We start from the raw sequence: 23,006 nt of genomic DNA on the forward strand, positions 1-23,006 counted from the left end.
GTCCTTTTACAGTGCCCGCAGGGCTTCCGTGGGATCCATCCTGCTGGCGTGGAGTGCCGGATAGAGACTCGCCAACAGACCTACCGTCACGGCGAGCCCGATGGAGCCCGATGCCACTACTGCGTCCCAGACAAGGGCGGCACTCTTCGACTCGGCCATGAAAGGCAGCGCGAGCCGGGCCGCCCCCATTCCCGAGAGATAACCGAGGGCGCCTGCCATCAGACTCACCAGGGCCGCCTCCAGGAGGATGATCCGCATGATGTGGGTCTTTCTGAAGCCAATGGCGCGGAAGACGCCGATCTCGGTGGTTCGCTCGTTGACGCTCCCCATCATGGTCACGAAGACGATGAGGGAGCCGATGAAGATCACCACCCCGGCGACGCCGTAGGAGAAGCGCTTGAACTGGTCGAGGGTCTTGAGGCGTGACTCCACCACCTGCTGGATGGCGGTGACCTTCGCCTCCGGGAGCTTCTCGGCAATCTGGACCACCATGTCGCCGATGGGGCAGCCAGCGCAGAGCGCCGCCACTTCCACAAGCGTGATCTTGTCCTCCTTGCCGAGGATCTTCTGGGCCTTTTTCAGATGCGCGAAGACCAGTGAGTCGTCCTGGGAGCCGGTCTGCTCCAGTACCCCCGCAACCTTCAGGGACTCGCCTCCGATGGACACCGTGTCGCCGGGCGAGAGGTGGAGCGTGTCGGCGGTGGTGCTGCCGAGGAGTATCTCGTTCTCTCCCTTCGGCTCATCGCCGAAGATCCGCCACCACTGCTTCATCTTGAGCTCTTCCGCGAAGTTCACCCCCACGAGGAGGACGTTCTTCTCCTTCAGGGTCGCCGCGCCGAGCACCTTGGGGGAGACGGCGAGGATGTTCCCGCTGTTCTTGATAGTGCGGATATTCGCCAGATCCCCCTCGTGGATCTCCCGCTGGTCGAAACTGACCCGGCCGAGGCTGATACCGCCGTAGCTCATGGACAAGTCTTCGCTCCGGGGCATGATGAGGATGTTGGCGCCGAACTCGTCCATCTTGTGGGCGATGTCGTTGGACATGGATTCGGTCAAGGTCACGAGCGTGACGATGGTGGCGATGCCGACCATGAGGCCGATGGTGAGAAACGCCATCTTGGCCTTGCGCCGCCGCAGGTTGTTGAGTGATATGGAATGGAGTTTCATGGTGTCGTTGCCTCGCCGGTCCGGTTAGAAATAGCGCGTTCCCTGCTGGAGATCAGCAGCCTTCACAATGACGTTCCTGCCGTCACTGGCCGCGGGGAGGTACGAGGGGTTGCAGCCGCCGATGGAATGGGGACCGATCCGGTTGGTCTGGAACTTCTTGCCGCAGTTCTTGCAAAGCATGGAGTCTCCGTCCTGGACATATCCCTTCTTATCTCGGAAGCAGACGTCGCAGGCATCGAAGGCGGTGTGAATCTGGCCGTCGCTCCCCTTCACCACGAAAAACCTGATGTCCTTGCCGCCTTCGGTATAGCGGTAGAAATGGGCGCTGCCGTCCGAAACCTTTGCCAGCGGAATCGCCACCACCCCATTGATCGTCTTCACCTTCTCGACGCCGGACATGCCGGGGAAATTGAGAGCGAACACCGTCGCCACCCCGGCCAGCAGTGCGCCGACCACCAGAATCCCCCACTTTAAGCTCTTCTTCGGTACTTTCACGTTTGCCTCCTCGCCCGCAGGCTGATTGATTGCTTCGACCTGACTATTTCCCTTTGCCCTGCTTTTCTTTCCCATGACTCAGCTCCTTTCGCGAATCTTCGTCCGATCGCAGCAGCCGCCGCCGCAGCCGCCACTGCGGGCAGCACCGGGACCGCTCTTGCCAGCCTTCGTGCGGTAGTCGTCGGCACTCACGGTTTCCTGGACAATGCTCTGGTATCCCGCCTCGCTCACTGTTGCAGCCAGTTTCTGGGGAGCAGCTGTGTCGTCGTGCCAGACCGTCACCAGCCCGGACTCGATATCGACCTTCACTGAAGCAACCTCGGGCACCGTTTCCAGGGCGTTAGTGATCCTGGACGCACAGCCGCCGCAGGAGAGCCCCGTTGATTTAAGCACCGTTACCGTATCAGGTGACGTCGATGAAAGAGCCGCTCCCGCGCCAAGGACAAGCCCCAGCGTCGCCATTGTCAGCAACCGGAAGATTTTTGCTATTCGCCCAAGTCTCATGTTTTATTCTCCTTTCGCTATTCGTCCTATTTCGAGCTGCCGCACCCGCCGCCAGTGCCGCATCCGCCACCCCCGCACCCGCTGGCCCGCGCGACTTTCGTGCCGAAATCCCGGCCCGCCACCTGCCGGAAATCGGCGAGCGACATCTGCTCCATCGGCCAACTCTGAAAGCCGGCCTTACGAACGGCTCCGGCGAATTCCTCCGGACTGGCCGTTTGTGTATCGTAACCAACCAGAACCCATCCGCCATTTACATCAACCTCGACTCCCGACACGCCCTTCAGCGGCTTGAGGGCCTTTTCGATCTTGCCGGCGCAGCTACCGCACGTCATCCCGAAGGTTTTGAGGGCCGCCACGGCGTTCGGAACTGGCGCAATCCTGACGTGAAAGGCCAGGTACACAATAAGCCCCACAGCACATGCCACCAGGATACCGGTACCTATTGTTCTTTTTCGCATGATGAGTCCCCTCTGGCGCTTCCGTTACCTTTGCCGACTGCCAGCATCCGCCTGAGTCGTCATTATACAAAAGGCGGACCAACTGGCTAACATGCCGAAATCACAACTGCACTACATTTTGACGAGTGATGCGGTAAGTAAATGTGTGGAATAATCAGCAGCACGTGTTTGATATTCAGCAGGGCATATTGGCGTGTGGTTATACTGAGCCAAGGTAGGCATCTTCGACATCTGGAGGTCATATTTATTGACAAAATATTTCGGCAATCTCCCGGATTGACCTTGTTGAAAATCCAACAACTGCTGTGGACTATTCCGTAATAAATTGATTACGTAACGCAAGAGCTTTGATGCAACCTAGTAATTTCAGCGCGTTACCAGCTGGCACAGCATTTGTAAAGATTAGGCAAATATTCAAGCCTGGAGGATCACGATGCGCATACCGCTGTTGTTAATCATCTCGATCATGCTGCTTTCCTTTCCTGTCATGGGCTTCGCCACGGAACAGAGCTTCACCCAGGGCGGCCTGAAAGCTGTCGTCAAACTTTCTCCTCCTGAGCCACGGGCCGGGGAGAACATCACCGTGAAGCTCGGCTTGCAGCGGGAAGGAACTCACATAACCGACCGTACGGTTGCCATCGAAGTCTACGAAAAGGATTCCGCCACACTGCTTCTCAAGAAGGAGGTCGAGCGTCTCGAAGACGAGTATCTCGACACCTTCAAATTCGAGAAGCCGGGTGAATACAGAGTGGTGCTCACTATCGCCGATCCCCAGAAATCAGATCAGACGCTGCGCTATGAAATCATGGCAACGGTTGCGGAAGGCGGAGGCGCTGAACATGGCGGACACGGAGAGCACGGATTTTTCTCCCACCACTTCGGCGGCGGCAAGTGGGGATGGTGGGGCGTCGGACTCATGGCTCTCATAATGGTGCCGCTTATGGCGGTGGGATTATAGATTTGTTGTTATGGGCGCACTCCTTGTTACTCCTTCTTCGGGGTGCGCCATTTTTTAAACTGTTCCGGAAGTTTGCCGGCAAAAATACAAAAACACCCTGACGCCATCAAGCCGCAACCGAAGCGTCGAAACCAAGGAGTCAATGATGAAAAGATTTTTGCTGTTGCTTGTTACGGTTGGAACCGTTTCGCTTTTGTCCGGTTGCACAGTGATCGACTTCCTCGACGGCAAGCACTTCAGCCACGAAACCGACTACAACAGGCCCCAGTACGATTCGGGTAGCTTTGGCGGCGGACATAGTGGCGGACACTCACACTGAATCGAAAAGGGGGAAACCACAATGAATGCAAAGACTGAAGAGGTGTCATCCGGTTTTCTGAACAGAATGATCTTTATCAAGTTCGCGGTGCTGTCGGCGGTGGTCGTCTCGCTGACGCTGGCCCATCCGGCGGCCACGGTCGCCCATAAGGGAGCGCAGAAGTTGTGTTCTCTTCTGATGAAAGGCGGTCCGGACTGCACGAGATCCTGCTGACGACGTGGCGCACCGCCACAGAGGAGAGTCCCATGAAGGTTCGCGACAGCGGGATGCCGGAAGAGGCGGTATGGTCGGGCTTTTTTTCCCCGGAATCGATCCTTGAGAGCTTTGGCCTGGACGGGGAAACGAAAGACGTGGTCGAGTTCGGATGTGGCTACGGCACGTTCACCCTGCCGACAGCGCGCCTTATCGAAGGGATTGTCTTCACCTTCGATGTTGAGCCCGACATGGTCGCCACCGTCTGCGAAAAAAGCGGCCGGGAGGGAATCTGGAATGTGGTGGCGGAGCAGCGCGATTTCGTTGCGGAGGGAACCGGCCTTCCGAATGATTTTGTTGAGGCCGTCCTGCTCTTCAACATCCTTCACCACCATGAGCCGGTCGCTCTCTTGGCGGAGGCGTTCCGTGTGCTCCAGCCGGGAGGGCGGGCCGCCGTTATCCACTGGAACTACGACGAAACTACTCCCCGCGGGCCGGGCATGGACATTCGCCCGCGACCCGAGCAGTGCATAACGTGGGGAGAGCAGGCGGGCTTTATCTTCTTCCCCCACGAACGGTATGACTTCAGGCCTTATCACTATGGGCTTCTGTTCCGTAAGCCACTATGAAACGAGGAAATCCATGAAAGCATTACTCTTGTCTGCACTCATCATCGGCTCTCTCCTGGCATCGGGGTGCATGATGCTCATGCCGGGAGATCACATGGGACACCATGGCGCACGGGACGAATCGACGGAGCGGCAGACCGGCGATGGCGGCCATTCCCACTGACAACCACAAACAATCAACGAAAGGAACAGAGACAGATGGCACGAATTTACGAAAATCTTACCGATTTGATCGGCAATACCCCGTTGCTGAGACTTCGCAAAGTGACCGCGGGGCTTGAGGCAGACGTGGTGGCGAAGCTGGAATCATTCAATCCCGGAGGGAGCGTCAAGGATCGCATCGGTGTCTCCATGATCAATGATGCCGAAGCGAGAGGGCTCATCACCAAGGAGACGGTCATCATCGAACCGACCAGCGGCAACACCGGCATCGCCCTTGCCTTTGTCTGCGCGGCAAAGGGATACCGGCTGGTCCTCACCATGCCCGAGACCATGAGCGTCGAACGACGAAACCTCCTGAAAGCCTATGGCGCCGAACTGGTCCTCACCCGGGGGGCGGAAGGGATGAAAGGAGCGATCAATAAAGCCGAGGAACTGGCCAAGGAGATCCCCAACTCGTTCATTCCGCAACAGTTCCGGAATCCGGCAAACCCCCATATCCACCGTTTCACCACCGCCGAGGAAATATGGAAGGACACCGACGGCAAGGTCGACATCTTCGTGGCCGGAGTCGGAACCGGCGGAACCATAACCGGTGTCGGCGAAGTGCTCAAAAAGCGAAACCCGGCGGTGAAGATCATCGCCGTGGAGCCCTTCGACTCTCCGGTCATTTCCGGTGGCCAACCGGGCCCCCACAAGATCCAGGGGATCGGCGCCGGCTTCGTGCCGGAGGTCTTGAATCGGGAAGTCATCGACGAGATCTTCACGGTCAAAAACGAGGAAGCGCTGAAGGCCGCCCGCCAATTGGCTCGCGAAGAGGGTCTGCTCGTGGGAATCTCTGCTGGTGCCGCGGCATTCGCCGCCCTGGCGGTGGCAAAGCGTCCCGAGAACAAGGGGAAGAGAATTGTTGTCGTTCTTCCCGACACCGGCGAGCGGTATCTCAGTACCGCGCTTTTTCAGGATCAGTAGGAAGCCCCCCCTGAAGTCCAGGCGAGGGAAGGCAGACAACACATGATACGCTTTCTGGCTACAGTTATGGTGCTCCTGATCCCGGTGTCGGCGTGGGCTGATCTGGACTTGCCGGTGAACGGCCCGATTACTTCCGGCGTGGGATGGCGTGTCGACCCCTTCGGGAGTGGCAGGCTCGTCTACCACCGGGGAATCGACATCGCTGTGCCGGTCGGCACGCCGGTGCGGGCAACCCGCAGGGGACGAATCGCTTTCGCCGCTGTTCACGGCGGCCACGGTGCCACGGTGATAATTGAGCACGACAACGGCGGCCGGACCCTTTACGGACACAACTCCTCCCTCTCCGTCCGCCGGGGAGAGCTGGTAGATGCCGGCACGGTCGTCGCCCTTTCGGGAAACTCCGGCCGATCCACAGGGCCTCACATTCACTATGAGGTATTGGCCGGCGGCCGGCCTCTGCCTGACGTTGCCCAGGTGGAAAAATCGGCAGCGGAACAGGAGCATCCCATTGACAGGGATCTCAGACACCATCACGAACAAAGGATTGAGGATGCCATGAACTCCATCCTGCGGAAGATCAACAGCCCCTTAGCGCCTTCCGGGAGTGCCGGGCAGGGAGGATAACGCCTTTGTGTCACGGACGAGAGAGGGTCGGCGATGAAGCGCTCGCCATAAAAGCAGAAGAAAGATAGGGTGCGTCATGCAAAAGGCAATATTCCTGGCTTTGCTTTTGATTGCGGCGATGCTGAGTGCTTGCGCGCAAAACGTGGAACTCATCAAGTCCGCCAGTGTAACCACCCGCAACGACGTGTTCCAGGAGTTGCCCGAGAAAGTTGCCATTCCGCCGGGGTATGCGGACCTATACATCTTCGCGTCGCTGAAAACCCACAGGCCGGGCGTCTATCCCACCGAAAAGAAGTCCCATGGGACTGCGGAGTATATGCTGCTCATCAACATCGACGGGCAGGCAACCCGTATCAGGGGGAAGCTGAAGGAAGAAGAGAGCGAACCTCGGTTTCTCCGGGACCCCGAAGCCGGGGAAGGGATACGGTACAACTTCAGGAAGGATGTGCGCCTCAGGGCGGGTCCCCACAGAATAGCCGTTGCAATCCCCGAGGATGACATTATCATTGTGAACGAAGTCACCTTGCCGGAAGGAAGCAGCAATATTCTTCTAATGGAACCGGTCTACGGAACAACGGCGATGAGGCGGCGACCGGCCTTTTACGGTGGAACGAGCTTCACCCAAGGGGTGAAAGGCTTCAAAGCGTATCTGAACGGCCGTCCATTGCAGGATGATTTGTAGCAAACGGATCGGGATGTTTTCCTTACTACTGGACCCGGAGGGAGGTGAAGGAGGAGAGGGTTAGACGTGTGTCTTAGGCAGTGAACCAATCTAATGACAAAGGAGGAAGAAATGAAAGGAATCGTCAGAATTTTTGCGTTGCTCGCTCTGGTCACATTCATCGCCGCCCCTGTGGTCTCTCAGGCCGCCGGAAAGAAAGTCAAAAGTGAAGTCGTGATGAAGATCGGCAACAAGGTACACCTCTTCCACAGCGGAACGGCAGATGTGAAAAAGGAAATCGCCTTGAACGATGTGATCCCTGTTTATCGGCAAACAGGTAAGACTGCTCAGCTCAAGGAAGTCGGACAGGTCAAGGTCCTTGCCTTCATCGATGAGCACCATTTTGAAGCCGAGATCGTTAAAGGCGAGATCAAGGTGGGTGACATCGCCAAGAAGGAGAGCGCAGGCTTATTGGTACAGCCGGCAAAGTGACCCTTCATTCCAGCGGCATGTACAGGACCGGGCCAACGACGTCCCGGCTCTTTTCCAATAGCAGTTTTTCATACTTTCCTCCACATCGCATCCAAGACCATTTTACCCCAGCCTAACTCATTTCGGGAGATGGCGGCTTTGAAGTGCGGCAAGTGTTCCCTTCGATGCCGATGAGTTCGAAAAGGGGATGTGACTTCATACATTGGTCGAGGAACAGCACAAGGAATAGGAGCATCTGGAGATGCGTCAAGAAATGAATCGGAATATATCCCGTGCCGGACTTCTGATGTTGGGATTTCTGCTTGCAGGATGCGCCTCCTTTGGGACTCAACCAACGATCCGGGCCGACGTTGTCATGAAAACGGACGGAATAATTCATTTGCAGCACAAGGGAAGCGGCGATCCCGGCAAGCTTTATTGCGTCGGGGAGACGGTTCCTGTCTACCGCTGGTATGCTGGTGGCCGCTATGCGAAATACCGCGAAGTCGGCAAGGCAAGAATTATCAAGCTGCCGGAAGGCGCATATCTTGATGCTGCCATCGTTGAAGGGGACATCAAGGAGGGTGACGTGATGCGTAAAAGCCAAGTTTGCCTGAAGAACGAGCCGTAACGGCGCCGACAGGAGAAATTGCCGTGGAGACGAAGAACCTCTTTATCCGATTTTTCAATGATTTCGGGGAGACTTTCGTCCTCCATGCCGTAGCGGCCCACTTCAATAACGGCCTCATTCCCGTTGCGCTCTTCTTTCTTTTCATTTCCATCCTCACCGGTAACCCTTATTTTGAGCACACTGTACTCCATCTCCTGATCGTAGCCATTGTCATGGTTCCGGTCTCCTTCCTTTCCGGCCTGCGTGACTGGCGAAGGAATTTCGGCGGCGGCCGTGCCCCGGTCTTTTATTGGAAAATCAAGCTTTCCGGGCTGCTCTTTATCCTCCAGGGAAGCGCCGCGGCGACTCGACTCGCGGACCCGTCGGTCATGGAACGGCAAGGGATAGGGCTCTGGGTTTACCTTGGGACTCTTTTCCTCTCTCTGCCGATTGTTGTGTTGCTCGGGCACTACGGCGGGAAACTGGCGTACCGGCGGAAATGAACGGGTTCAGGAGAATCCGGCTCGCTAGAATGATCGATTTTATGGCAGGTAGCGGGATTACCCACGACCGATGAGAATGAACGATGAAAAAACTTCACTTCATACATGGGTCTAATTGCAGGGTCGTCATCCTGGCTTTACTGACGTCCGTTATCGCCTTGTTCCATTTTGTCGTACCGACCGAGTCCCACACATACCATACGCTGCATATCGTGCTCCGCAAGCTCTACTTCCTTCCCCCTGTCATGGCCGGTGCATGGTTCGGCCTGAGGGGCGCCGTCTGCACGACATCGGCCGTTACGGTCCTTTTTTCCCTCCATGCTTTTCTCGACTGGCCGGGGAACTACATGGAGCAAGCCAATCAGGTAGGGGAACTTGCCAGTTTCTGGGTCGTGGGGCTTGTCCCCGGCTGGCTGTTCGACCGGCAGCGCGCGCTTCTCGCGGATATTGCCACGGCCAACGAGGAAACGCTCCTGGCTCTCGTTTCGGCCCTCGATATGAGGGCGAAAAACAGCCGTCTCCATTCCCTGCGGGTACGGGAATATGCCCTCCATCTCGCCGACCGCCTTGGTGTAAGCGAGAAAGAAAGGAAGGCGATAGGATTCGGGGCATTGCTCCACGAGGTAGGAAAAGTTGCAATCCACGATTCCGTGTTTACTCTTTTGAGACGGATCGGTCTTCCGGAAAGAGAGCTGAAGGAAATGCGGGCGTACCCCGAAGAGGGATACAACTTGTTGAGGAAGATCGGCTTTCTCCGTGAAGCAGCGGAGATCGTCCGCGCTCACCAGGAACATTACGACGGGAGCGGTTATCCGCGAGGCCTCAAAGGAGAGGAAATTCCTGTCGGCGCAAGGATGTTGCTGATCGCCGACACTTTCGAGACACTCGTTACCGGCACCGGTGCCGTGGAGTGCGAAGAGGCTGTCAGAATGATTCGGGGGGGGTCGGGAAGAGAGTTCGATCCAAAACTCGTGGACCTTTTCGCGGGAATCGGTTGCGACGAATTGAGGCGGGTGACGAGCGCCATGGTTGAGTAAGCGGAACCCGGGCAAGCCGATTAGCAAACGGCTCTCGCGCTTCATGGTTCACCTCGTGACATTCTCGGGCCCGCTACCCATAGCAAACCACAGGGGTCTCCGCTGTCAACCGCGAGCCAAGATATTTTCACAGGCTATGCGAGCAGCTGGCATCAAATCTGTGCAGTAAATATTGCTGCAAAAATCACTGCATTGTATATCTGGACAATGTCAATTTGCACATTATTCAACACCAGATTTAAGACTATTATACAACCAGATAATATTGACAAATTCTTTACTTGACAGATAAACATTCACTGTTATTAGTTTGTGACAAAATTACATGTGGAGGTGCTTGCCATGAAAAGGCGTGACTTTCTGAAGCTTACCGGTATGGGTGTACTTTCCCTGGCGACCCCTCGGACCCTACTCGCCATGGGCGACACGATGGGAGGAAGCCTCGACCCCCGCGACCCGGGCGGTTTCGTGAACGCCCTGAAGCGGCCGGGGCATCATGGCGGCCTTCTCGGGTACCTGGACCCCCACGGCGATTTCACCATCAAGGCGATGAGGGCGCAGGCTCCCGTGCTTCCCGGCAAAACTTCGGACCTTCTCGTCTACGGGGTGACCGACGGATGCAAGAGCTACGTAAACCCGATCCTCACGGTCAGGAAAGGGGAGCGGCTCTTGCCGACCTTAAAGAACGAGCTGTCGGCGGACACCATCATCCACTGGCACGGCCTCATCGTCGACTCAAAGAACGACGGCATCCCCACCGACGCCATCGGGGCGGGGGAGAGCTACCGCTACGACTTCACCGTCGCCAACCGCGGCGGCACCTACTGGTATCATCCCCATCCCTACGAGCTCACCTCGGCCCAGGCGTACCTGGGAATGGCGAGCTTCTTCATCGTCGAGGACGAGGACGAGCTGCGGCTCCGGCATGCCCTCGACCTGGAGCCCGGCCACACCGACATCCCCCTCGTGATCCAGGACAAGCGCTTCGACGCCATGGGGAACGTGGTCTACAACCCGAGCGAGAACGAGTGGTTCATGGGGTTCCTCGGCGACACGATCCTCGCCAACCTGACCGTGAAGCCCTATCTCGACGTGGCCACGCGGCTCTACCGCTTCCGGCTCCTGAACGGCTCCAACGCCCGGATCTACCGGCTTGCCTTCGTCTCGCCGGAGGGGGTGGTCCCCTTCTCCCTCATCGGGACCGACGGCGGCCTCCTCGACCGCCCCTGGACGGTGAAGGAACTCTTCCTGGCCCCGGGCGAGCGGGCCGACATCCTCCTCGACCTCTCCGACTTCAGGGTCGGCGACTCCCTCTTCCTCAAGAGCCTCCCCTTCGACCCGATGGACAACGAGCAGATGGCGGGCGGCATGGCGGCGGAGCCCTCCATGGGGATTGCAAACGGCGAGGAGTTCTACGTGATGAAGCTGAACGTGAAGCGCAGGGCCTGGAGCTACGCCCGGATCCCCCGCTCCCTTTCAGTGGTGGCGCCAATCAACACCGCGAACGCCATGATGCGGCAGCTGACCCTGGCCCAGGCCGGACCGGGAGTTATGAAATGGGCCATCAACGGCGAGACCTTCGACCCGACCCGGATATCATTCGAGGTGGAGCGCGGAAGCGTCGAGGTGTGGGAGATCATGAACGAGATGATGGGGATGCCCCACCCGATGCACATTCACGGCTTCCAGTTCCAGGTTCTCGGCCGGGAGGGAAGCCCACAGCAGACGGCAGGGCTGGCGGTCGACGGCGGACGGCTGCCGTCGGATCTCGGGTGGAAGGATACGATCCTCATCTGGCCAGGCGAGACGATCCGCGTCGCCGTCGACTTATCGATCCCCTATGCCGGGCCGCAGCAGTACGTCTTCCACTGTCACAACCTGGAGCATGAGGACATGGGGATGATGGTGAATTACATGGTTAGATGAGGAGCACGACCTTCAAGAAAAGCCCACGTATCGTGGGGTTTTCTTTGCACGGATGAATTGCTCCTTGCCCGTCTGAAGGGTAAGCTTGATCGCAAGGGAACTGTCTTTCATGAGAACTAAATTCAGCCACATTACCAGACGTCGCTTTTTGCTAGGGGCAACGGCCCTTACGCTCCTGTCGGGATTGCAAAGCCTTGTTCCAGTCTATGCGCGGCGACGTCTTGCCCATGCCGCCAGCATGGGTCCGGAGGGAGAGACGGAAATCAATCTGGCAATCCGGAAACAGTCCATCACAATTAGCGGACACGAGGCAACGGCCGTCACCGTCAACGGCACCATGCCCGGCCCGCTGCTGCGCTTTCGCGAGGGGCGGACCGCCGTCATCCGGGTGACCAACCACCTTGCAGAAGACACGTCCATCCACTGGCACGGCATCATCCTGCCGGCGAACATGGACGGCGTGCCCGGTGTCAGTTTCAACGGTATCAAGCCGGGGGAAACCTTCACCTACCGATTCCCCCTGGTGCAGAACGGAACCTACTGGTACCACAGCCACAGTGGACTGCAAGAGCAGTTGGGACTTTTCGGTCCGCTTATCATCGATCCCGCGGAGGAGGAGCCGGTCCCCTACGACCGGGAGTACATAGTCATGCTCTCCGACTGGACGTTCGACGATCCGCACAAGATTCTCGCCAACCTCAAAAAGGTGGCAGGATTCTACAACTTTCAAAAGCGTACCGTACAAGACCTCTTCCGCGACGCCATCCGAAACGGCTGGAAAGCAACCTTGGCCGATCGGATCGAGTGGGGACGCATGCGGATGGACCCGACCGACATCGCCGACGTGACCGGATATGCCTATACCTATCTGCTCAACGGTCTGCCGCCGGCGGCCAACTGGACGGGACTCTTCAAGCCCGGCGAACGGGTCAGGCTGCGTTTCATCAATGCGGGAGCCGGCACATACTTCGACGTGCGGATTCCCGGTCTGGAAATGACCGTCATCCAGGCCGACGGTCAGAACGTGCAACCGGTGACGGTAGACGAACTCCGCATCGCCATTGCCGAAACCTATGACGTGATCGTCGCCCCTCGTGAAGAACAAGCCTACACCATCTTTGCCGAAACCATGGACCGTAGCGGTTTTGCCCGTGGGACGCTGGCACCACGCACCGGCATGAACGCGCCGCTGCCGCAAAGGCGTCCAAGGCCCATCCTTACCATGGCCGACATGGGAATGGGTGCCGACCACGGGATGGGGGAGATGGGGTCTTCCGACCAGGGACATGCCACGATGGGAGATGCCGCTTCATCACACGGTGACATGCCCGGCATGTCCGGCACGGATCAGGGGGGTCATGGGGCGGGGAGAGACCGACCGGTCATGCATGGCCCCGACCATCACGGCCCAGGAAACTCCATGGTGGCCATGATGTCACGCCGCCGCACCCACGAAAGGGGCCTCGGCCTGGAGGACGCACCCTGGCGCGTACTGGTTTATGGCGACCTGCGCAGCCTGCACCTTCTGCCGGACCAGCGTCCGCCGCAGCGGGAGATCGAGCTTCACCTGACCGGCAACATGGAACGTTACATGTGGTCGTTCGACGGCAAGAAGTTTTCCGAAGCCTCCGAGCCGATCCGCTTCATACTGGGTGAGCGGCTCCGCCTTACGCTCGTAAACGACACGATGATGGAGCATCCGATCCATCTGCACGGCATGTGGATGGAACTCGACAACGGAGCCGGCCCGCAACGCCCCCGCAAGCACACCGTGAGTGTCAAGCCTGCCGAGAGGCTTTCGGTCGACATTACGGCCGACGCCCCCGGCGACTGGGCCTTCCATTGCCACATCCTGAACCATATGATGACGGGAATGTTCCGGGTAGTATCCGTGCGTCCCGAAACCGGCGGGGTGAAGCCATGAAGATCATCGTTTATCCCCGCACGAAGGCATGGTTTTTTGCCTGCCTGTTTGTCGCATTCATAGTTGCGGCCCGCGTCGATGCCGAAGAGATCCGGCCGCAGCCGAAGGAGGACGAGCAGCTTAATTCTTTTTTGCTGTTTGATCTCCTTGAGTACCAAGGAGGGAAGAATAACCAGCTGCGATGGGATGTCGTCGGTTGGGCCGGCGGTGACTATAACCGCCTCTGGTTCAAGACCGAAGGTGACACCGACGCCGACAAGGCCACAGCCGAATTCCAGCTCCTGTACGGCCGCTTGATCGCTCCGTTCTGGGATCTACAGGCGGGAATCCGGCACGACCGCATCAACGGTTCCGGCTCCGCCGATGGGCGTACCTTCGCGGTCGTCGGCTTGCAAGGACTGGCGCCGTACTGGTTCGACGTCGAACACTGGATCGCCGTCAGCGAAGACGGCGACGTTTCCGCACGGCTCACCGTGGAGTACGACCTGCTGTTGTCCCAGCGGCTGATCTTGCAGCCTCGCCTGGAGATTGACGCCGCCGTGCAGAAGGTGGAGCGATTCGGCATCGGGTCGGGCATCAACGACATTGATACGGGACTGCGCCTGCGCTATGAAATTCGGCGGGACTTCGCCCCCTACGTGGGGGTCAACTGGAAACGGCTGGTTGGTCAGACCGCCGAGCTTGCCCGACGTGACGGCGATGATGCGGAAGAGCTGTCGTTCGTGGCTGGAGTGCGTCTGTGGTTCTGATCGGCCTGACAATGATTTCGGAGAATATTCTACTTCTCCAGAGCCTTTTTGAGGGAAATTACCCACAACCTGCCCAGCACCTCACCCGCAACCATTCAAATTAATTATACTTTTAATTGGCCTAGAATCTGCATTGCCAGCGTCATCTATCGGCTGGAGGAGGGCCCTTGACTTGCGTCCAACGGGGAGCCCCATTGGCTGAATGAACAGAATGATGAGGAGATGGCGATGCATATAAGCAGGCGGGATTTTCTCAGATTAGCCTCGGCCGCAGCCGTTGCGCTCGGCCTGACCCCCCTCGATCTGCTGAAGGTCGAGCAAGCGCTGGCCGGCGATGGAGGGCCGCCAGTGATCTGGCTCCAGGGAGCGGTATGCACCGGCTGCACCATTTCCCTCCTCAATACAGCCGCACCGGAGATAGACGATGTCCTTACGCAGACCATCAGTCTGGAATACCACCAGAACCTGACGACCCTCTCGGGCGACCTTGCCATCGCCTCGCTGAGCCGCTCCGTCGAAGACCACGCGGGGGAATTCATCCTTTGTGTCGAGGGAGGGGTGCCAACCAGCATCAACGGCAACTATGCGATCATCGGAGAGAAAGACGGCCGCCCCTGGACGATGTTCGATGCCCTCAATGAACTGGGCCCCAAGGCCAGATACATCCTCGCCGTCGGAACCTGTGCCTCCTTCGGCGGGATAGTCAAGCCATCACAATACACCGGCATACGGAGCGTCGCCGATCTTATGGCAGGGAAAACCCGCAACCCGGTCATCAACATCCCCGCCTGCCCCGTTAATCCCGTCGTGCTGGTGGGGACCATTGTGGAATTGATTACAGCGGGGATGCCGGCGCTCGACCACCACGGTCGTCCCGCCAGATATTACGACACCTCTGTCCACCACATCTGTCCCAGGCTTCCCACGCCGATGGTCGACCAGATCGGGGTCTTCGGCTGCTATGAACACGTGGGCTGCAAAGGGCCGCACACCGAGTTCACCTGCCCTCGGCTCAAATGGAACAACGGGGTAAACTGGTGCATCGACAAGGCAAACAGCGTCTGCATCGGCTGTGCGTCGCCCGATTTTCCGTCATCGCCGTTCTACGCGAAGGGTGACACGATGTGCAACAAGCCGACCAGTCCACCTAACGATACGACCTGTTGCGCCGCCTGCACGAGCTGTTCCGGGAGCTGTACGGATTGCAGCGGCAACTGCGCCGATGCGGGCACCTGCCCAGACTGCCCCAAAACAACAGCTTGTTCCGATTGCACCAATCTCTCCGTCTGTTCCGATTGTCCCAATTTCATGAATTGTTCGGACTGTACCGCCACTGGCGGCACCACCACACCAGCAACCGCATAGCCGATATCCGGCACCATAAAAGGATACTCAACCATGGGAAATACCATCACCATAGACCCGGTCACTAGGCTTGAGGGACATCTAAAGGCTAAAGTTGAAACCGATGGTCACACTGTCGAAAAAGCGTACATTGCCGGCAATCTCTTCAGAGACTTCGAAAATATCCTCAAGGGGAGACAACCTTGGGATGCGGTTCACATCACACAGCGGATCTGCGGCGTCTGTCCGGTCTCCCACGCCATCACCGCAACCAGGGCGGCGGAACAGATCGCCGGTTTTGCGCCCAACGACCAGGCCCTGCTAATCAGGGCCATCATCCAGGGAGCCTATTTCATATCCGATCATATTCTCCATTTCTATCACCTCAACCTGCCGGATTACATATCGCCGCCGCAGTTGACGCCGCTGAGGCCCGGCTACAGCGTGGATATGCGTTTCAGTCCGACGCAAACAACGTCCCTCTTCAACAATTACCTCGAAGGGCTCAAAATACGCCGGCAAGCTCAGGAAATGGTGGCCATCCTGGCCGGCCGCATTCCTCACGTGATGAGCATCGTGCCGGGCGGAGTCACCCAATCCCCCAGCCAGGCACAGATCGACCAGTTGAAGGGGTACCTTGCCGTCGTAAGGGATTTCGTACTGAATAAATACTTGCCGGATACCTACCTGTTGGCGGAAGTCTACGGCGACTATTTCAGGGTCGGAAAGGGAAACGGCAATCTGCTCTGCTTCAGCGCCTTCGATCTTCCCGGCAACAAGTCGCTGTTCCGGCAAGGGCTTATGACAAACTTTTCCAGGCAACAGTTGAGCTTGTCCGAGATCAAGGAGTTCGTGCGATTCGCGTACTATTCGAGCCGCAGCGGCCTGAATCCGAAAGACGGCGACACGGTTCCGCTTTTCGGCAAGTCAGGAGCATACAGCTGGCTGAAAGCACCGCGATACAAGGACAACGCCTACGAAACCGGACCGCTGGCCCGGATGACCATCAACGGCTACTACAAGGGCTCCGTTTCCGTCATGGACAGAATCATGGCACGGGCATTGGAGACAAAGATGCTCGTCGAATATCTGCCCCTCTGGATCGACCGGCTGACAGCAGACGCAGCCACCTATACCGACATATCGTTACCCCCTCTGGGTTATGGGGTGGGACTTACGGAAGCCCCACGAGGCGCTCTCGGTCACTGGGTGCAGTATTATGGGGGCAAGATCAGTCGCTACCAGATAATCACCCCCACCTGCTGGAATGCTTCCCCGAGGGACGACAAGGGAAATCCCGGCCCCATGGAATGGGCACTGATCGGGACATCAATACAATCGGAGGAACAGCCCGTTGAGCTCCTGAGGATCATCCACTCGTACGATCCCTGCGTCAGCTGCTCAGTGCATGTACTCGAAGTCCCTCCACCGTAGTCGGCTTGCCGCGGCAAGCACTCCAACACCGGTATCAGTGTGAGAGATCGCACCGGCGTGCCTCAGGGGTTGTCATAATTTATTCACAAACACGCTTCCATGCCTGGCCATATCGCTGTCTAACCTCCTCCCGCTGGGCGGCACCTGGCGGCCGGGGGAAGCGGTGACGGGGAGCGAGATCATGGGCAGGGTATGCGCAGAGAGCTTGGTATTGCGCGGCTCCTTCTGTTACCATGCATGCATGAGCACTTCGGGAAACGTTACAGCAATACTTTCGGCCGTCCTGTTCGGTGTCTCGCCTGTGGCATGCAAGGCCATCGTGGGAGAAATGTCCGCCGCCACGCTGGCGGGGCTTCTCTATCTCGGATCCGGGATCGGTCTGTCGTTCTTTCTTTTCCTGCGCCGGCAGCCGTTTTTGTCCCCCATGCTGGACCTTTCGTCGCGGCAACTCGTTTTCCTGGGCGGGGCCATCCTCTCCGGCGGGATACTGGCCCCCCTTTTCCTGGCCTACGGCATCAAGTACTGCACAGCCGGGCAGACGTCGCTCCTGCTCAATTTCGAGGCTGTCGCCACGACCGTTCTCGCGGCCTTTGTCTTTCATGAGTACGTGGGGATGAGGGTATGGATGAGCAAGCTCTTGGTGGTGCTCGGCGTGGTGGTTCTCGTGGTCCGGGACGCTTCGGCGCTTTCCGTTTCGGTGCCGGGGCTGGCGGTCCTGGGAGCCTGCTTTTTCTGGGGGATCGACAACAACCTGACGAGGGAGCTGGAAGAGTTGCCGGCGACGGTTCTGGCCGCGGCGAAGGGGCTTGTTGCGGGACTGTTCAACATCCTTGTCGGCTTTTTCTTCCTTTCCGCAACGGCGACCCCATTCCAGGCGGGCGCTTCCCTCACCATCGGCGCCCTTTCCTACGGAGCCAGCCTCGTCCTCTTCATCCACGCGCTGCGGCAGATCGGCTCGGCCCGCACCGCCACCTGGTTCGCTTCGGGACCGTTCGTGGGGACTCTCCTCTCCGTCACGCTGCTGGGGGAGGAAACTTCAGGGGGATTCTGGCTGGCGGCGGGGTTGATGCTCGCCGGGCTGTTTCTGCTCTTCCGGGAGGAGCATGTCCATCTCCACGAGCATGAAGCGCTCGCCCACGACCACCCGCACGTCCACGACGAGCACCACCTGCACTCCCACTACGAAGGGGAAGCGGAGGGCGCCCATCAGCATTTCCACGTTCACAAGGAACTCGTCCACGCTCATGTGCACTGGCCGGATATCCACCATCGGCATCGGCACTGACCTTAGCATGGGCTCCTGCCACCCCTGTCAGAACGACCCACAGCCCTGTATTTAGATCATAACGGATTCTCATAGGTATCAAAGCCGTGGTTATTGGCTGGCGTGACTACTGGTTAACTCGCCCACACCGCACCAGGAAGGCGGTGAAATCGGTGAAATGTGCGATATCATGTATAGCAATACCGTAACTTGTACCCCCTCTCTCAGGAAAAATAACCTAGTGAAATCAGCAGAGGTAAGCTTATGAGATTATTTGGGCGCTTGCTTTCCTTTCTCACCGTCTTGCTGGTGTGCGTCTCTGTATCTGCCTTCGCCATGGACAAGGAGCAGGAAAAGGAATTCCACAGGATATTCGTTATGTCCCTGGATGAGTTGACCGAATACGCCCGAGCTGCCTTGACGAAGAGGTACCCGGATGAGAAGTGGGAAGGCCACCGTTTCCCCGACTATGTCTTCACCAATGAGTCGGTGGAGGCGGCCTACAAGATCGCCGTAAAGAGGCCGGAGTTGCTGGCAAAAATCCACTGTTACTGCCCCTGCGAGCAGATAGGGCACAAAAACCTGTTGCACTGTTTTTTCAAGAACGGCGAGCCGGGGGTATTCGAAAAACACGCCGTTTTCTGCACCATTTGCTACGGCGAGGCTATGCTTGCCTTCCTCTGGGCAGAACTGGGGGCTACCGACCAGGAGATAATCGAGGGGATGAAGAAGAGGTTCGTGCCGGAAAGGCCGATACCCGAGGGAATCACGTATCCTTAAGAAGTGCCCTTGCCGTCTTCGACTGGGGAGGTGAAAGGAAATGGGGCTTTCACGATTGAAGAACAGGCTCCTTGCCAGGGTGTTCACTGCCTTTCCGTCCCTTGCCGAGCGCTGGGGGAGGCGGCTTGCGATGCATGGCGGCGAGATACCATGGTCTGAGCCGCGAAAACCGCTGCGTGAGGCGGTGGTTGCCCTGGTGACCACCGGAGGGGTTCATCTGACGACACAGGAGCCGTTCGACATGACCGACCCGAACGGAGACCCCACCTTCCGGGAGGTGCCGGTCGATGCCCCGAGGGAGAGCCTCACTATCACCCACGACTACTACAACCACCGGGACGCGGAACGGGACCTGAATCTCGTCTTCCCCGCGGAGAGGCTCAGGGAGATGGTTGAAAAGGGCGCTCTCGGAAGGCTCCATGGCACCGCTTACAGTTTCATGGGGCACATCGACGGCCCCCACCTGCTGACACTTCGGAAAAAGAGCGCCCCGGAGGTGGCGAGAAGGCTTGCCGAGGCGAAGGTGGACTACGCCCTCCTCGTCCCGGCCTGAGGGGGGTGCAACCGGTCCGTGGGACTGGCAGCGAGAGAGATCGAGGCCGCGGGGGTCGCCACCGTTTCCCTCTCCATCGTGAGGGAGGTGACGGAGAAGACCCCTCCGCCCCGGGCTCTCTACCTCCGCTTCCCGTTCGGGCACGCCCTCGGGGAGCCGGGAAAGAGGGACCAGCAGTTTGCCGTTCTCTACATGGCTTTCCGGCTCCTCTTCGAGGCCGACCGGCCGGGGATCATAAGGGAGAGCGGGCTGCGGTGGAGGCGGGAGGTTTATGCTTCCCCCGACTGGGAGGCGTTCAGAAAGCTTGGGCCGGTCGTTTGATCCTCCGTGATTCTCCGGCCCATGGAGTAAGACCGGGGCATTCAGAGGATGGCCGGCGGACACTCTGCCAGAGCATTTCCCTTTGGCTCTGTGTAGTGCTTTCGGACCTCCTCCCACTCTTCGGCGCGAATCGCATCGAATGTTGTCACCACGGCCGGATCAAAGTGACTCCCTCTCTTCCCCCTGATGACGCGGGCAGCCTCCTCGTACCCCATAGCCCGATGGTAGGGTCGCTCCGAGGTGAGGGCGTCGAAGACGTCGGCCACCATGAAGAGGCGGGCGCCGAGCGGGATTTCCTCACCCCTGAGTCCACGGGGATAGCCGGTTCCGTCATAATGTTCGTGGTGGGCATGGACGATCTCCGCCGCCGCCTCAAGAAAGCCGATCCGGCGCAGCAATCGGTACCCTTCCCCGGGATGCCGGCGCATCTCCCGCCATTCGTCCTCCGACAACCCTGAGGGCTTGAGCAGGATATGGTCGGGCACCGCGATCTTCCCCACGTCATGGAGGAGCGCGCCGAGCGCGATGACCCGCCGCTCCTTTTCCTTGACGCCGAACCGGGCGGCGAGCAGGAGGGTGTATTCCCTCACTCGCTGCGAATGGAGCCGGGTGTTTTTCTCCCGCATATCAAGGGCCGACACGAGGGCGAGGAGGGTTTCTTCGTTGGCCCGGGCGAGACTCTCCATGAGAACCCGCCTGCGATCGAAGAGCCACCCGGGAAGAAGCCCTACCACCCAGAAGCCAACAAGTTCGCCAAGCTGATTGGCCTGTTCCATATAGTTTCCAGGCCAGTCGAGCAATGCGTGCGCAACGAAAGCAACAGAGATGAGGGCAGTGACCACAGCTGCCCCCCTCAGCCCGAACCACGCAGCTGCAACGACCGGCGGCAGAAAATAGAGCTTTCGCAAAACGATGTGGAGCTTGTGGTAGGTGTGCGGCGCCGTCGGGATCAGGAAGTGGAAGAGGGTGACGATCGCCACCGCGAGGATCAGGATGGCTGTCTTTGCTCTTCTGTCGTTCACGGACTGCCCCCAGTCTCATGCGCTGACTCAGCCATTCTCGAGGCTGTGCGCGCATACCGTCAGAGGTATTTTACCCCGTGCGTCAGCAGATACTCTTCGGGCAGCGGCTCGTTTCGGTAGTCGAGGGTCAGCTCGGCCCCTTTCCCGATTTCCGTAGCGGCCACGATTCGCAGTGGGTCCCGCTCCAGCCTGAGATTCGGCCTTCGGGAATGGTTTATGAAACCGTACTTTGTCCTGAACGGCCTCACCAAGAGCACCCCGCAACCGACTGCATTCCATTCGCAATGCGCCGCGGCATAATCGAGGTTGAAGCGCCTGAATTCAGCGACGGAAATGTGCTGTCCGTCGAGAACAGTCAAGGTTGTCCCTTCGGGAATGACTTTCATGGCAAACAGCCCATTCCCGTGGATGGGGCTGTCCTGAATTTCCGTATCCTGAATATTGTCAATGATACCCGGGAATTCCGAAGCACGCATCAAGCCGGACCAATTCTCTCGACTATTAGCTGCAGGCGGCACCGGGCACCTCTACTGAGCCTCGTGCAGCGCCCGCTCGACCATGCTCAACAGAAGCGAGCGTTCGACGGGCTTCTGGAGATAGTCGAAGGCGCCGAGCCCTACGGCTTTCAAATAGCTTTCCACATCTCCACCGGCGGTCAGTATGATGACGGGCACCGAAGGGGTACATACCTTGATGCGCTCCAGAATGCCCATCCCATCGGCATCGGGTAGCTTCAGGTCGAGAAGGACGAGATCGTAACGTGCGCTCTCCGCCTCCTTGAAGGCTTCCGAGCCGCTCAAGACCCCTTTTGCCTCGAAGTTACCCTTGCTCAAAAAGGCGATGACGACAGCGGAAAAACTGGGGTCGTCATCGATAACAAGAACTTTGAGATGTGCCATGACCATACTCTGAACCATAGTAGTTGCCGGACCTTCGCTGTCGGGAAACACCGACGTGGAGACCGGTGCTTCCCCCGTCGATCTCCTTTGCGCCCTATGCCGCGCAACCGGCGGGAATGCCGAGTTTAGTCGCGGCAGCGCGGATCTTCGCCTTGATATCGCCGATTTCCCGTTCGATGGCTTCGATGCGGGCGGTGTTGATGCTGTTGTAAGAGTACTCGGTTCTGAGTTCGACCTCTTTCGCCGCCAGCTCGCTTCTTAGGCCGGCGGTTTCGCTCTTGAGCTTTTCGACGGCGGAGGAATCCTTACATCCGCCGGTACCATCACACTTGTCGCACCCCATGGCAAACACGGTGCCACCCGTAAAAACGCCCAGCGCCAATGCAATCCCGATAATTGCTTTTTTTCTCATGTATCCATTCTCCCTGTGGTGATTTATACGGGCAGCTTTCGTGCCCTGTCGACTTGGTTATATCAATCTCCGTGCCACCAACAGCAAAATGCAACACACTGTTTTTGCTTATAATTTTTAACACACGGCTGTTCTCAAATTCGTAAATGGAGAATATTCCCCTGCACTATGTAGAAAATATTGGACAGAAATGGCTTTCGGGTGGGAATTTCGGGGGGAAGTCTTCGGTCGACGGCCACACAATCCGTGGGCTTGCGGAAATCGGCGATGACCTTTGCCCAGCCGAAGAACTCTTCGATCTTCTTCCGGTCTTTCGGGCTCTGTTTGTAGGTGCCGTGCCTGGTAGTGTGGCCGTCGACAGCGGTTCCATTCTTATTGCTGGCGACATGGGGAGTAACTTTCATCTTGCGCATGTCCTCTACTTACTCCGGGCGAGCCTCGTTTATGTGAACACACTGATGATCCAACGAGTGCTCGAGAACCCGGAGTGGTCAGAACGTATAACAGCCCGAGACTTCGCGGCACTGAGTCCCCTCTTGACCCAGCACATCAATCCCTTATGGACGTTTCGAACTGGATATAAATTCTCGGCTGGCGCTTGACGGCTGACCTTCATTGCCAC

Annotated in this window: 29 protein-coding genes and 1 pseudogene; 21 read left to right on the top strand and 9 right to left on the bottom strand. The window is 58.2% G+C overall.

Annotation, left to right across the window (positions count from 1 at the left end; all coding sequences use genetic code 11):
• Positions 1-6 precede the first annotated feature (6 nt).
• Genes KJB29_RS03020 through KJB29_RS03035 form a run of 4 tightly spaced genes read right to left on the bottom strand, consistent with a single transcriptional unit; the run spans position 7 to position 2,624 of the window.
• Complete coding sequence (locus KJB29_RS03020) at positions 7-1,167, bottom strand: ABC transporter permease (RefSeq protein ID WP_215733312.1); 1,161 nt, start codon at positions 1,165-1,167, stop codon at positions 7-9.
• A 24-nt stretch (positions 1,168-1,191) separates the two neighbouring features.
• On the bottom strand, positions 1,192-1,737 hold the full coding sequence (locus tag KJB29_RS03025) for a DUF2318 domain-containing protein (RefSeq protein WP_215733313.1): 546 nt from the start codon (positions 1,735-1,737) through the stop codon (positions 1,192-1,194).
• Between the two features lie 3 nt (positions 1,738-1,740).
• The gene (locus KJB29_RS03030; protein ID WP_215733314.1) at positions 1,741-2,166 is read right to left on the bottom strand and encodes a heavy-metal-associated domain-containing protein; all 426 of its coding nucleotides are present in this window, start codon (positions 2,164-2,166) and stop codon (positions 1,741-1,743) included.
• A 26-nt stretch (positions 2,167-2,192) separates the two neighbouring features.
• Positions 2,193-2,624, bottom strand: a complete 432-nt coding sequence (locus KJB29_RS03035; RefSeq protein WP_215733315.1) for a heavy-metal-associated domain-containing protein — start codon at positions 2,622-2,624, stop codon at positions 2,193-2,195.
• Between the two features lie 433 nt (positions 2,625-3,057).
• On the opposite strand from KJB29_RS03035, the gene KJB29_RS03040 reads away from it, so the two are divergent.
• From KJB29_RS03040 to KJB29_RS19210, 20 genes are all read left to right on the top strand, one after another.
• Complete coding sequence (locus KJB29_RS03040) at positions 3,058-3,582, top strand: hypothetical protein (protein WP_215733316.1); 525 nt, start codon at positions 3,058-3,060, stop codon at positions 3,580-3,582.
• Positions 3,583-3,727: 145 nt separating this feature from the next.
• Positions 3,728-3,901 carry a lipoprotein gene (locus tag KJB29_RS03045; protein ID WP_215733317.1) on the top strand — a complete coding sequence of 58 codons (174 nt, stop codon included), beginning with the start codon at positions 3,728-3,730 and terminating at the stop codon, positions 3,899-3,901.
• Positions 3,902-3,922: 21 nt separating this feature from the next.
• Positions 3,923-4,114, top strand: a complete 192-nt coding sequence (locus KJB29_RS03050; RefSeq protein ID WP_215733318.1) for a hypothetical protein — start codon at positions 3,923-3,925, stop codon at positions 4,112-4,114.
• Between the two features lie 32 nt (positions 4,115-4,146).
• Positions 4,147-4,722: a class I SAM-dependent methyltransferase gene (locus tag KJB29_RS03055; protein ID WP_215733319.1), complete on the top strand. Its 576-nt coding sequence runs from the start codon at positions 4,147-4,149 to the stop codon at positions 4,720-4,722.
• 13 nt (positions 4,723-4,735) lie between these two features.
• Entirely contained in the window at positions 4,736-4,885 is a 150-nt protein-coding gene (locus KJB29_RS03060) for a hypothetical protein (RefSeq protein ID WP_215733320.1), read from the top strand.
• 35 nt (positions 4,886-4,920) lie between these two features.
• The gene (cysK, locus tag KJB29_RS03065) at positions 4,921-5,850 is read left to right on the top strand and encodes a cysteine synthase A (RefSeq protein ID WP_215733321.1); all 930 of its coding nucleotides are present in this window, start codon (positions 4,921-4,923) and stop codon (positions 5,848-5,850) included.
• Between the two features lie 42 nt (positions 5,851-5,892).
• A complete protein-coding gene (locus tag KJB29_RS03070; protein WP_246560139.1) occupies positions 5,893-6,474 on the top strand; it encodes a M23 family metallopeptidase in 582 nt (193 codons plus the stop codon).
• A gap of 76 nt (positions 6,475-6,550) precedes the next feature.
• The gene (locus KJB29_RS03075; protein ID WP_215733322.1) at positions 6,551-7,156 is read left to right on the top strand and encodes a hypothetical protein; all 606 of its coding nucleotides are present in this window, start codon (positions 6,551-6,553) and stop codon (positions 7,154-7,156) included.
• Positions 7,157-7,267: 111 nt separating this feature from the next.
• Complete coding sequence (locus tag KJB29_RS03080) at positions 7,268-7,627, top strand: hypothetical protein (RefSeq protein ID WP_215733323.1); 360 nt, start codon at positions 7,268-7,270, stop codon at positions 7,625-7,627.
• A 241-nt stretch (positions 7,628-7,868) separates the two neighbouring features.
• On the top strand, positions 7,869-8,237 hold the full coding sequence (locus KJB29_RS03085; RefSeq protein WP_215733324.1) for a hypothetical protein: 369 nt from the start codon (positions 7,869-7,871) through the stop codon (positions 8,235-8,237).
• Positions 8,238-8,260: 23 nt separating this feature from the next.
• The gene (locus KJB29_RS03090; protein WP_246560142.1) at positions 8,261-8,719 is read left to right on the top strand and encodes a DUF2231 domain-containing protein; all 459 of its coding nucleotides are present in this window, start codon (positions 8,261-8,263) and stop codon (positions 8,717-8,719) included.
• An 83-nt stretch (positions 8,720-8,802) separates the two neighbouring features.
• Positions 8,803-9,756, top strand: coding sequence for an HD-GYP domain-containing protein (locus KJB29_RS03095; RefSeq protein ID WP_215733325.1), 954 nt, complete (start codon positions 8,803-8,805; stop codon positions 9,754-9,756).
• Positions 9,757-10,098: 342 nt separating this feature from the next.
• Positions 10,099-11,682, top strand: coding sequence for a multicopper oxidase family protein (locus tag KJB29_RS03100; protein WP_215733326.1), 1,584 nt, complete (start codon positions 10,099-10,101; stop codon positions 11,680-11,682).
• Positions 11,683-11,791: 109 nt separating this feature from the next.
• Complete coding sequence (locus KJB29_RS03105) at positions 11,792-13,606, top strand: copper resistance system multicopper oxidase (RefSeq protein ID WP_215733327.1); 1,815 nt, start codon at positions 11,792-11,794, stop codon at positions 13,604-13,606.
• Positions 13,603-14,355, top strand: coding sequence for a copper resistance protein B (locus KJB29_RS03110; protein WP_215733328.1), 753 nt, complete (start codon positions 13,603-13,605; stop codon positions 14,353-14,355). Before KJB29_RS03105 ends, KJB29_RS03110 begins: the two co-directional genes overlap by 4 nt.
• 228 nt (positions 14,356-14,583) lie before the next feature.
• Positions 14,584-15,720: a hydrogenase small subunit gene (locus KJB29_RS03115; RefSeq protein WP_215733329.1), complete on the top strand. Its 1,137-nt coding sequence runs from the start codon at positions 14,584-14,586 to the stop codon at positions 15,718-15,720.
• Positions 15,721-15,753: 33 nt separating this feature from the next.
• On the top strand, positions 15,754-17,133 hold the full coding sequence (locus KJB29_RS03120) for a nickel-dependent hydrogenase large subunit (protein ID WP_215733330.1): 1,380 nt from the start codon (positions 15,754-15,756) through the stop codon (positions 17,131-17,133).
• A 241-nt stretch (positions 17,134-17,374) separates the two neighbouring features.
• Positions 17,375-18,418: a DMT family transporter gene (locus KJB29_RS03125; RefSeq protein WP_215733331.1), complete on the top strand. Its 1,044-nt coding sequence runs from the start codon at positions 17,375-17,377 to the stop codon at positions 18,416-18,418.
• 261 nt (positions 18,419-18,679) lie between these two features.
• Positions 18,680-19,177, top strand: a complete 498-nt coding sequence (locus tag KJB29_RS03130; RefSeq protein ID WP_215733332.1) for a PCYCGC domain-containing protein — start codon at positions 18,680-18,682, stop codon at positions 19,175-19,177.
• A gap of 40 nt (positions 19,178-19,217) precedes the next feature.
• Positions 19,218-20,051, top strand: a complete 834-nt coding sequence (locus tag KJB29_RS19210; RefSeq protein ID WP_246560144.1) for a glycine/sarcosine/betaine reductase selenoprotein B family protein — start codon at positions 19,218-19,220, stop codon at positions 20,049-20,051.
• Between the two features lie 41 nt (positions 20,052-20,092).
• On the opposite strand, the gene KJB29_RS03145 is transcribed toward KJB29_RS19210, so the two are convergent.
• The 5 genes and pseudogenes from KJB29_RS03145 to KJB29_RS19215 form a co-directional block, all read right to left on the bottom strand.
• Positions 20,093-21,073 carry an HD-GYP domain-containing protein gene (locus tag KJB29_RS03145; RefSeq protein WP_215733335.1) on the bottom strand — a complete coding sequence of 327 codons (981 nt, stop codon included), beginning with the start codon at positions 21,071-21,073 and terminating at the stop codon, positions 20,093-20,095.
• Positions 21,074-21,132: 59 nt separating this feature from the next.
• Positions 21,133-21,549 carry an SET domain-containing protein-lysine N-methyltransferase gene (locus KJB29_RS03150; protein ID WP_215733336.1) on the bottom strand — a complete coding sequence of 139 codons (417 nt, stop codon included), beginning with the start codon at positions 21,547-21,549 and terminating at the stop codon, positions 21,133-21,135.
• A gap of 51 nt (positions 21,550-21,600) precedes the next feature.
• On the bottom strand, positions 21,601-21,972 hold the full coding sequence (locus KJB29_RS03155) for a response regulator (RefSeq protein ID WP_215733337.1): 372 nt from the start codon (positions 21,970-21,972) through the stop codon (positions 21,601-21,603).
• 94 nt (positions 21,973-22,066) lie between these two features.
• Positions 22,067-22,384 carry a hypothetical protein gene (locus KJB29_RS03160; RefSeq protein WP_215733338.1) on the bottom strand — a complete coding sequence of 106 codons (318 nt, stop codon included), beginning with the start codon at positions 22,382-22,384 and terminating at the stop codon, positions 22,067-22,069.
• 251 nt (positions 22,385-22,635) lie between these two features.
• Positions 22,636-22,806, bottom strand: a pseudogene (locus tag KJB29_RS19215) (IS5/IS1182 family transposase); the annotation flags it as partial.
• A gap of 36 nt (positions 22,807-22,842) precedes the next feature.
• Here KJB29_RS19215 and KJB29_RS03170 point away from each other — a divergent pair.
• Positions 22,843-22,986: a transposase gene (locus KJB29_RS03170; protein ID WP_246560146.1), complete on the top strand. Its 144-nt coding sequence runs from the start codon at positions 22,843-22,845 to the stop codon at positions 22,984-22,986.
• The last annotated feature ends 20 nt before the right edge of the window (positions 22,987-23,006 follow it).

This window comes from Geobacter grbiciae, assembly GCF_018531165.1.
Lineage (GTDB): Bacteria > Desulfobacterota > Desulfuromonadia > Geobacterales > Geobacteraceae > Geobacter > Geobacter metallireducens.

Coding starts and splice junctions, on each gene's coding strand:
- KJB29_RS03080 (WP_215733323.1), top strand. CDS start 7,268: ATGAAAGGAATCGTCAGAATTTTTGCGTTGCTCGCTCTGGTCACATTC.
- cysK (WP_215733321.1), top strand. CDS start 4,921: ATGGCACGAATTTACGAAAATCTTACCGATTTGATCGGCAATACCCCG.
- KJB29_RS03035 (WP_215733315.1), bottom strand. CDS start 2,624: ATGCGAAAAAGAACAATAGGTACCGGTATCCTGGTGGCATGTGCTGTG.
- KJB29_RS03125 (WP_215733331.1), top strand. CDS start 17,375: ATGAGCACTTCGGGAAACGTTACAGCAATACTTTCGGCCGTCCTGTTC.
- KJB29_RS03075 (WP_215733322.1), top strand. CDS start 6,551: ATGCAAAAGGCAATATTCCTGGCTTTGCTTTTGATTGCGGCGATGCTG.
- KJB29_RS03150 (WP_215733336.1), bottom strand. CDS start 21,549: ATGCGTGCTTCGGAATTCCCGGGTATCATTGACAATATTCAGGATACG.
- KJB29_RS03055 (WP_215733319.1), top strand. CDS start 4,147: ATGAAGGTTCGCGACAGCGGGATGCCGGAAGAGGCGGTATGGTCGGGC.
- KJB29_RS03120 (WP_215733330.1), top strand. CDS start 15,754: ATGGGAAATACCATCACCATAGACCCGGTCACTAGGCTTGAGGGACAT.
- KJB29_RS03050 (WP_215733318.1), top strand. CDS start 3,923: ATGAATGCAAAGACTGAAGAGGTGTCATCCGGTTTTCTGAACAGAATG.
- KJB29_RS03020 (WP_215733312.1), bottom strand. CDS start 1,167: ATGAAACTCCATTCCATATCACTCAACAACCTGCGGCGGCGCAAGGCC.
- KJB29_RS03085 (WP_215733324.1), top strand. CDS start 7,869: ATGCGTCAAGAAATGAATCGGAATATATCCCGTGCCGGACTTCTGATG.
- KJB29_RS03155 (WP_215733337.1), bottom strand. CDS start 21,972: ATGGCACATCTCAAAGTTCTTGTTATCGATGACGACCCCAGTTTTTCC.
- KJB29_RS03105 (WP_215733327.1), top strand. CDS start 11,792: ATGAGAACTAAATTCAGCCACATTACCAGACGTCGCTTTTTGCTAGGG.
- KJB29_RS03095 (WP_215733325.1), top strand. CDS start 8,803: ATGAAAAAACTTCACTTCATACATGGGTCTAATTGCAGGGTCGTCATC.
- KJB29_RS03060 (WP_215733320.1), top strand. CDS start 4,736: ATGAAAGCATTACTCTTGTCTGCACTCATCATCGGCTCTCTCCTGGCA.
- KJB29_RS03160 (WP_215733338.1), bottom strand. CDS start 22,384: ATGAGAAAAAAAGCAATTATCGGGATTGCATTGGCGCTGGGCGTTTTT.
- KJB29_RS03070 (WP_246560139.1), top strand. CDS start 5,893: ATGATACGCTTTCTGGCTACAGTTATGGTGCTCCTGATCCCGGTGTCG.
- KJB29_RS03045 (WP_215733317.1), top strand. CDS start 3,728: ATGAAAAGATTTTTGCTGTTGCTTGTTACGGTTGGAACCGTTTCGCTT.
- KJB29_RS03030 (WP_215733314.1), bottom strand. CDS start 2,166: ATGAGACTTGGGCGAATAGCAAAAATCTTCCGGTTGCTGACAATGGCG.
- KJB29_RS03170 (WP_246560146.1), top strand. CDS start 22,843: ATGATCCAACGAGTGCTCGAGAACCCGGAGTGGTCAGAACGTATAACA.
- KJB29_RS03115 (WP_215733329.1), top strand. CDS start 14,584: ATGCATATAAGCAGGCGGGATTTTCTCAGATTAGCCTCGGCCGCAGCC.
- KJB29_RS03040 (WP_215733316.1), top strand. CDS start 3,058: ATGCGCATACCGCTGTTGTTAATCATCTCGATCATGCTGCTTTCCTTT.
- KJB29_RS03025 (WP_215733313.1), bottom strand. CDS start 1,737: ATGGGAAAGAAAAGCAGGGCAAAGGGAAATAGTCAGGTCGAAGCAATC.
- KJB29_RS03100 (WP_215733326.1), top strand. CDS start 10,099: ATGAAAAGGCGTGACTTTCTGAAGCTTACCGGTATGGGTGTACTTTCC.
- KJB29_RS03110 (WP_215733328.1), top strand. CDS start 13,603: ATGAAGATCATCGTTTATCCCCGCACGAAGGCATGGTTTTTTGCCTGC.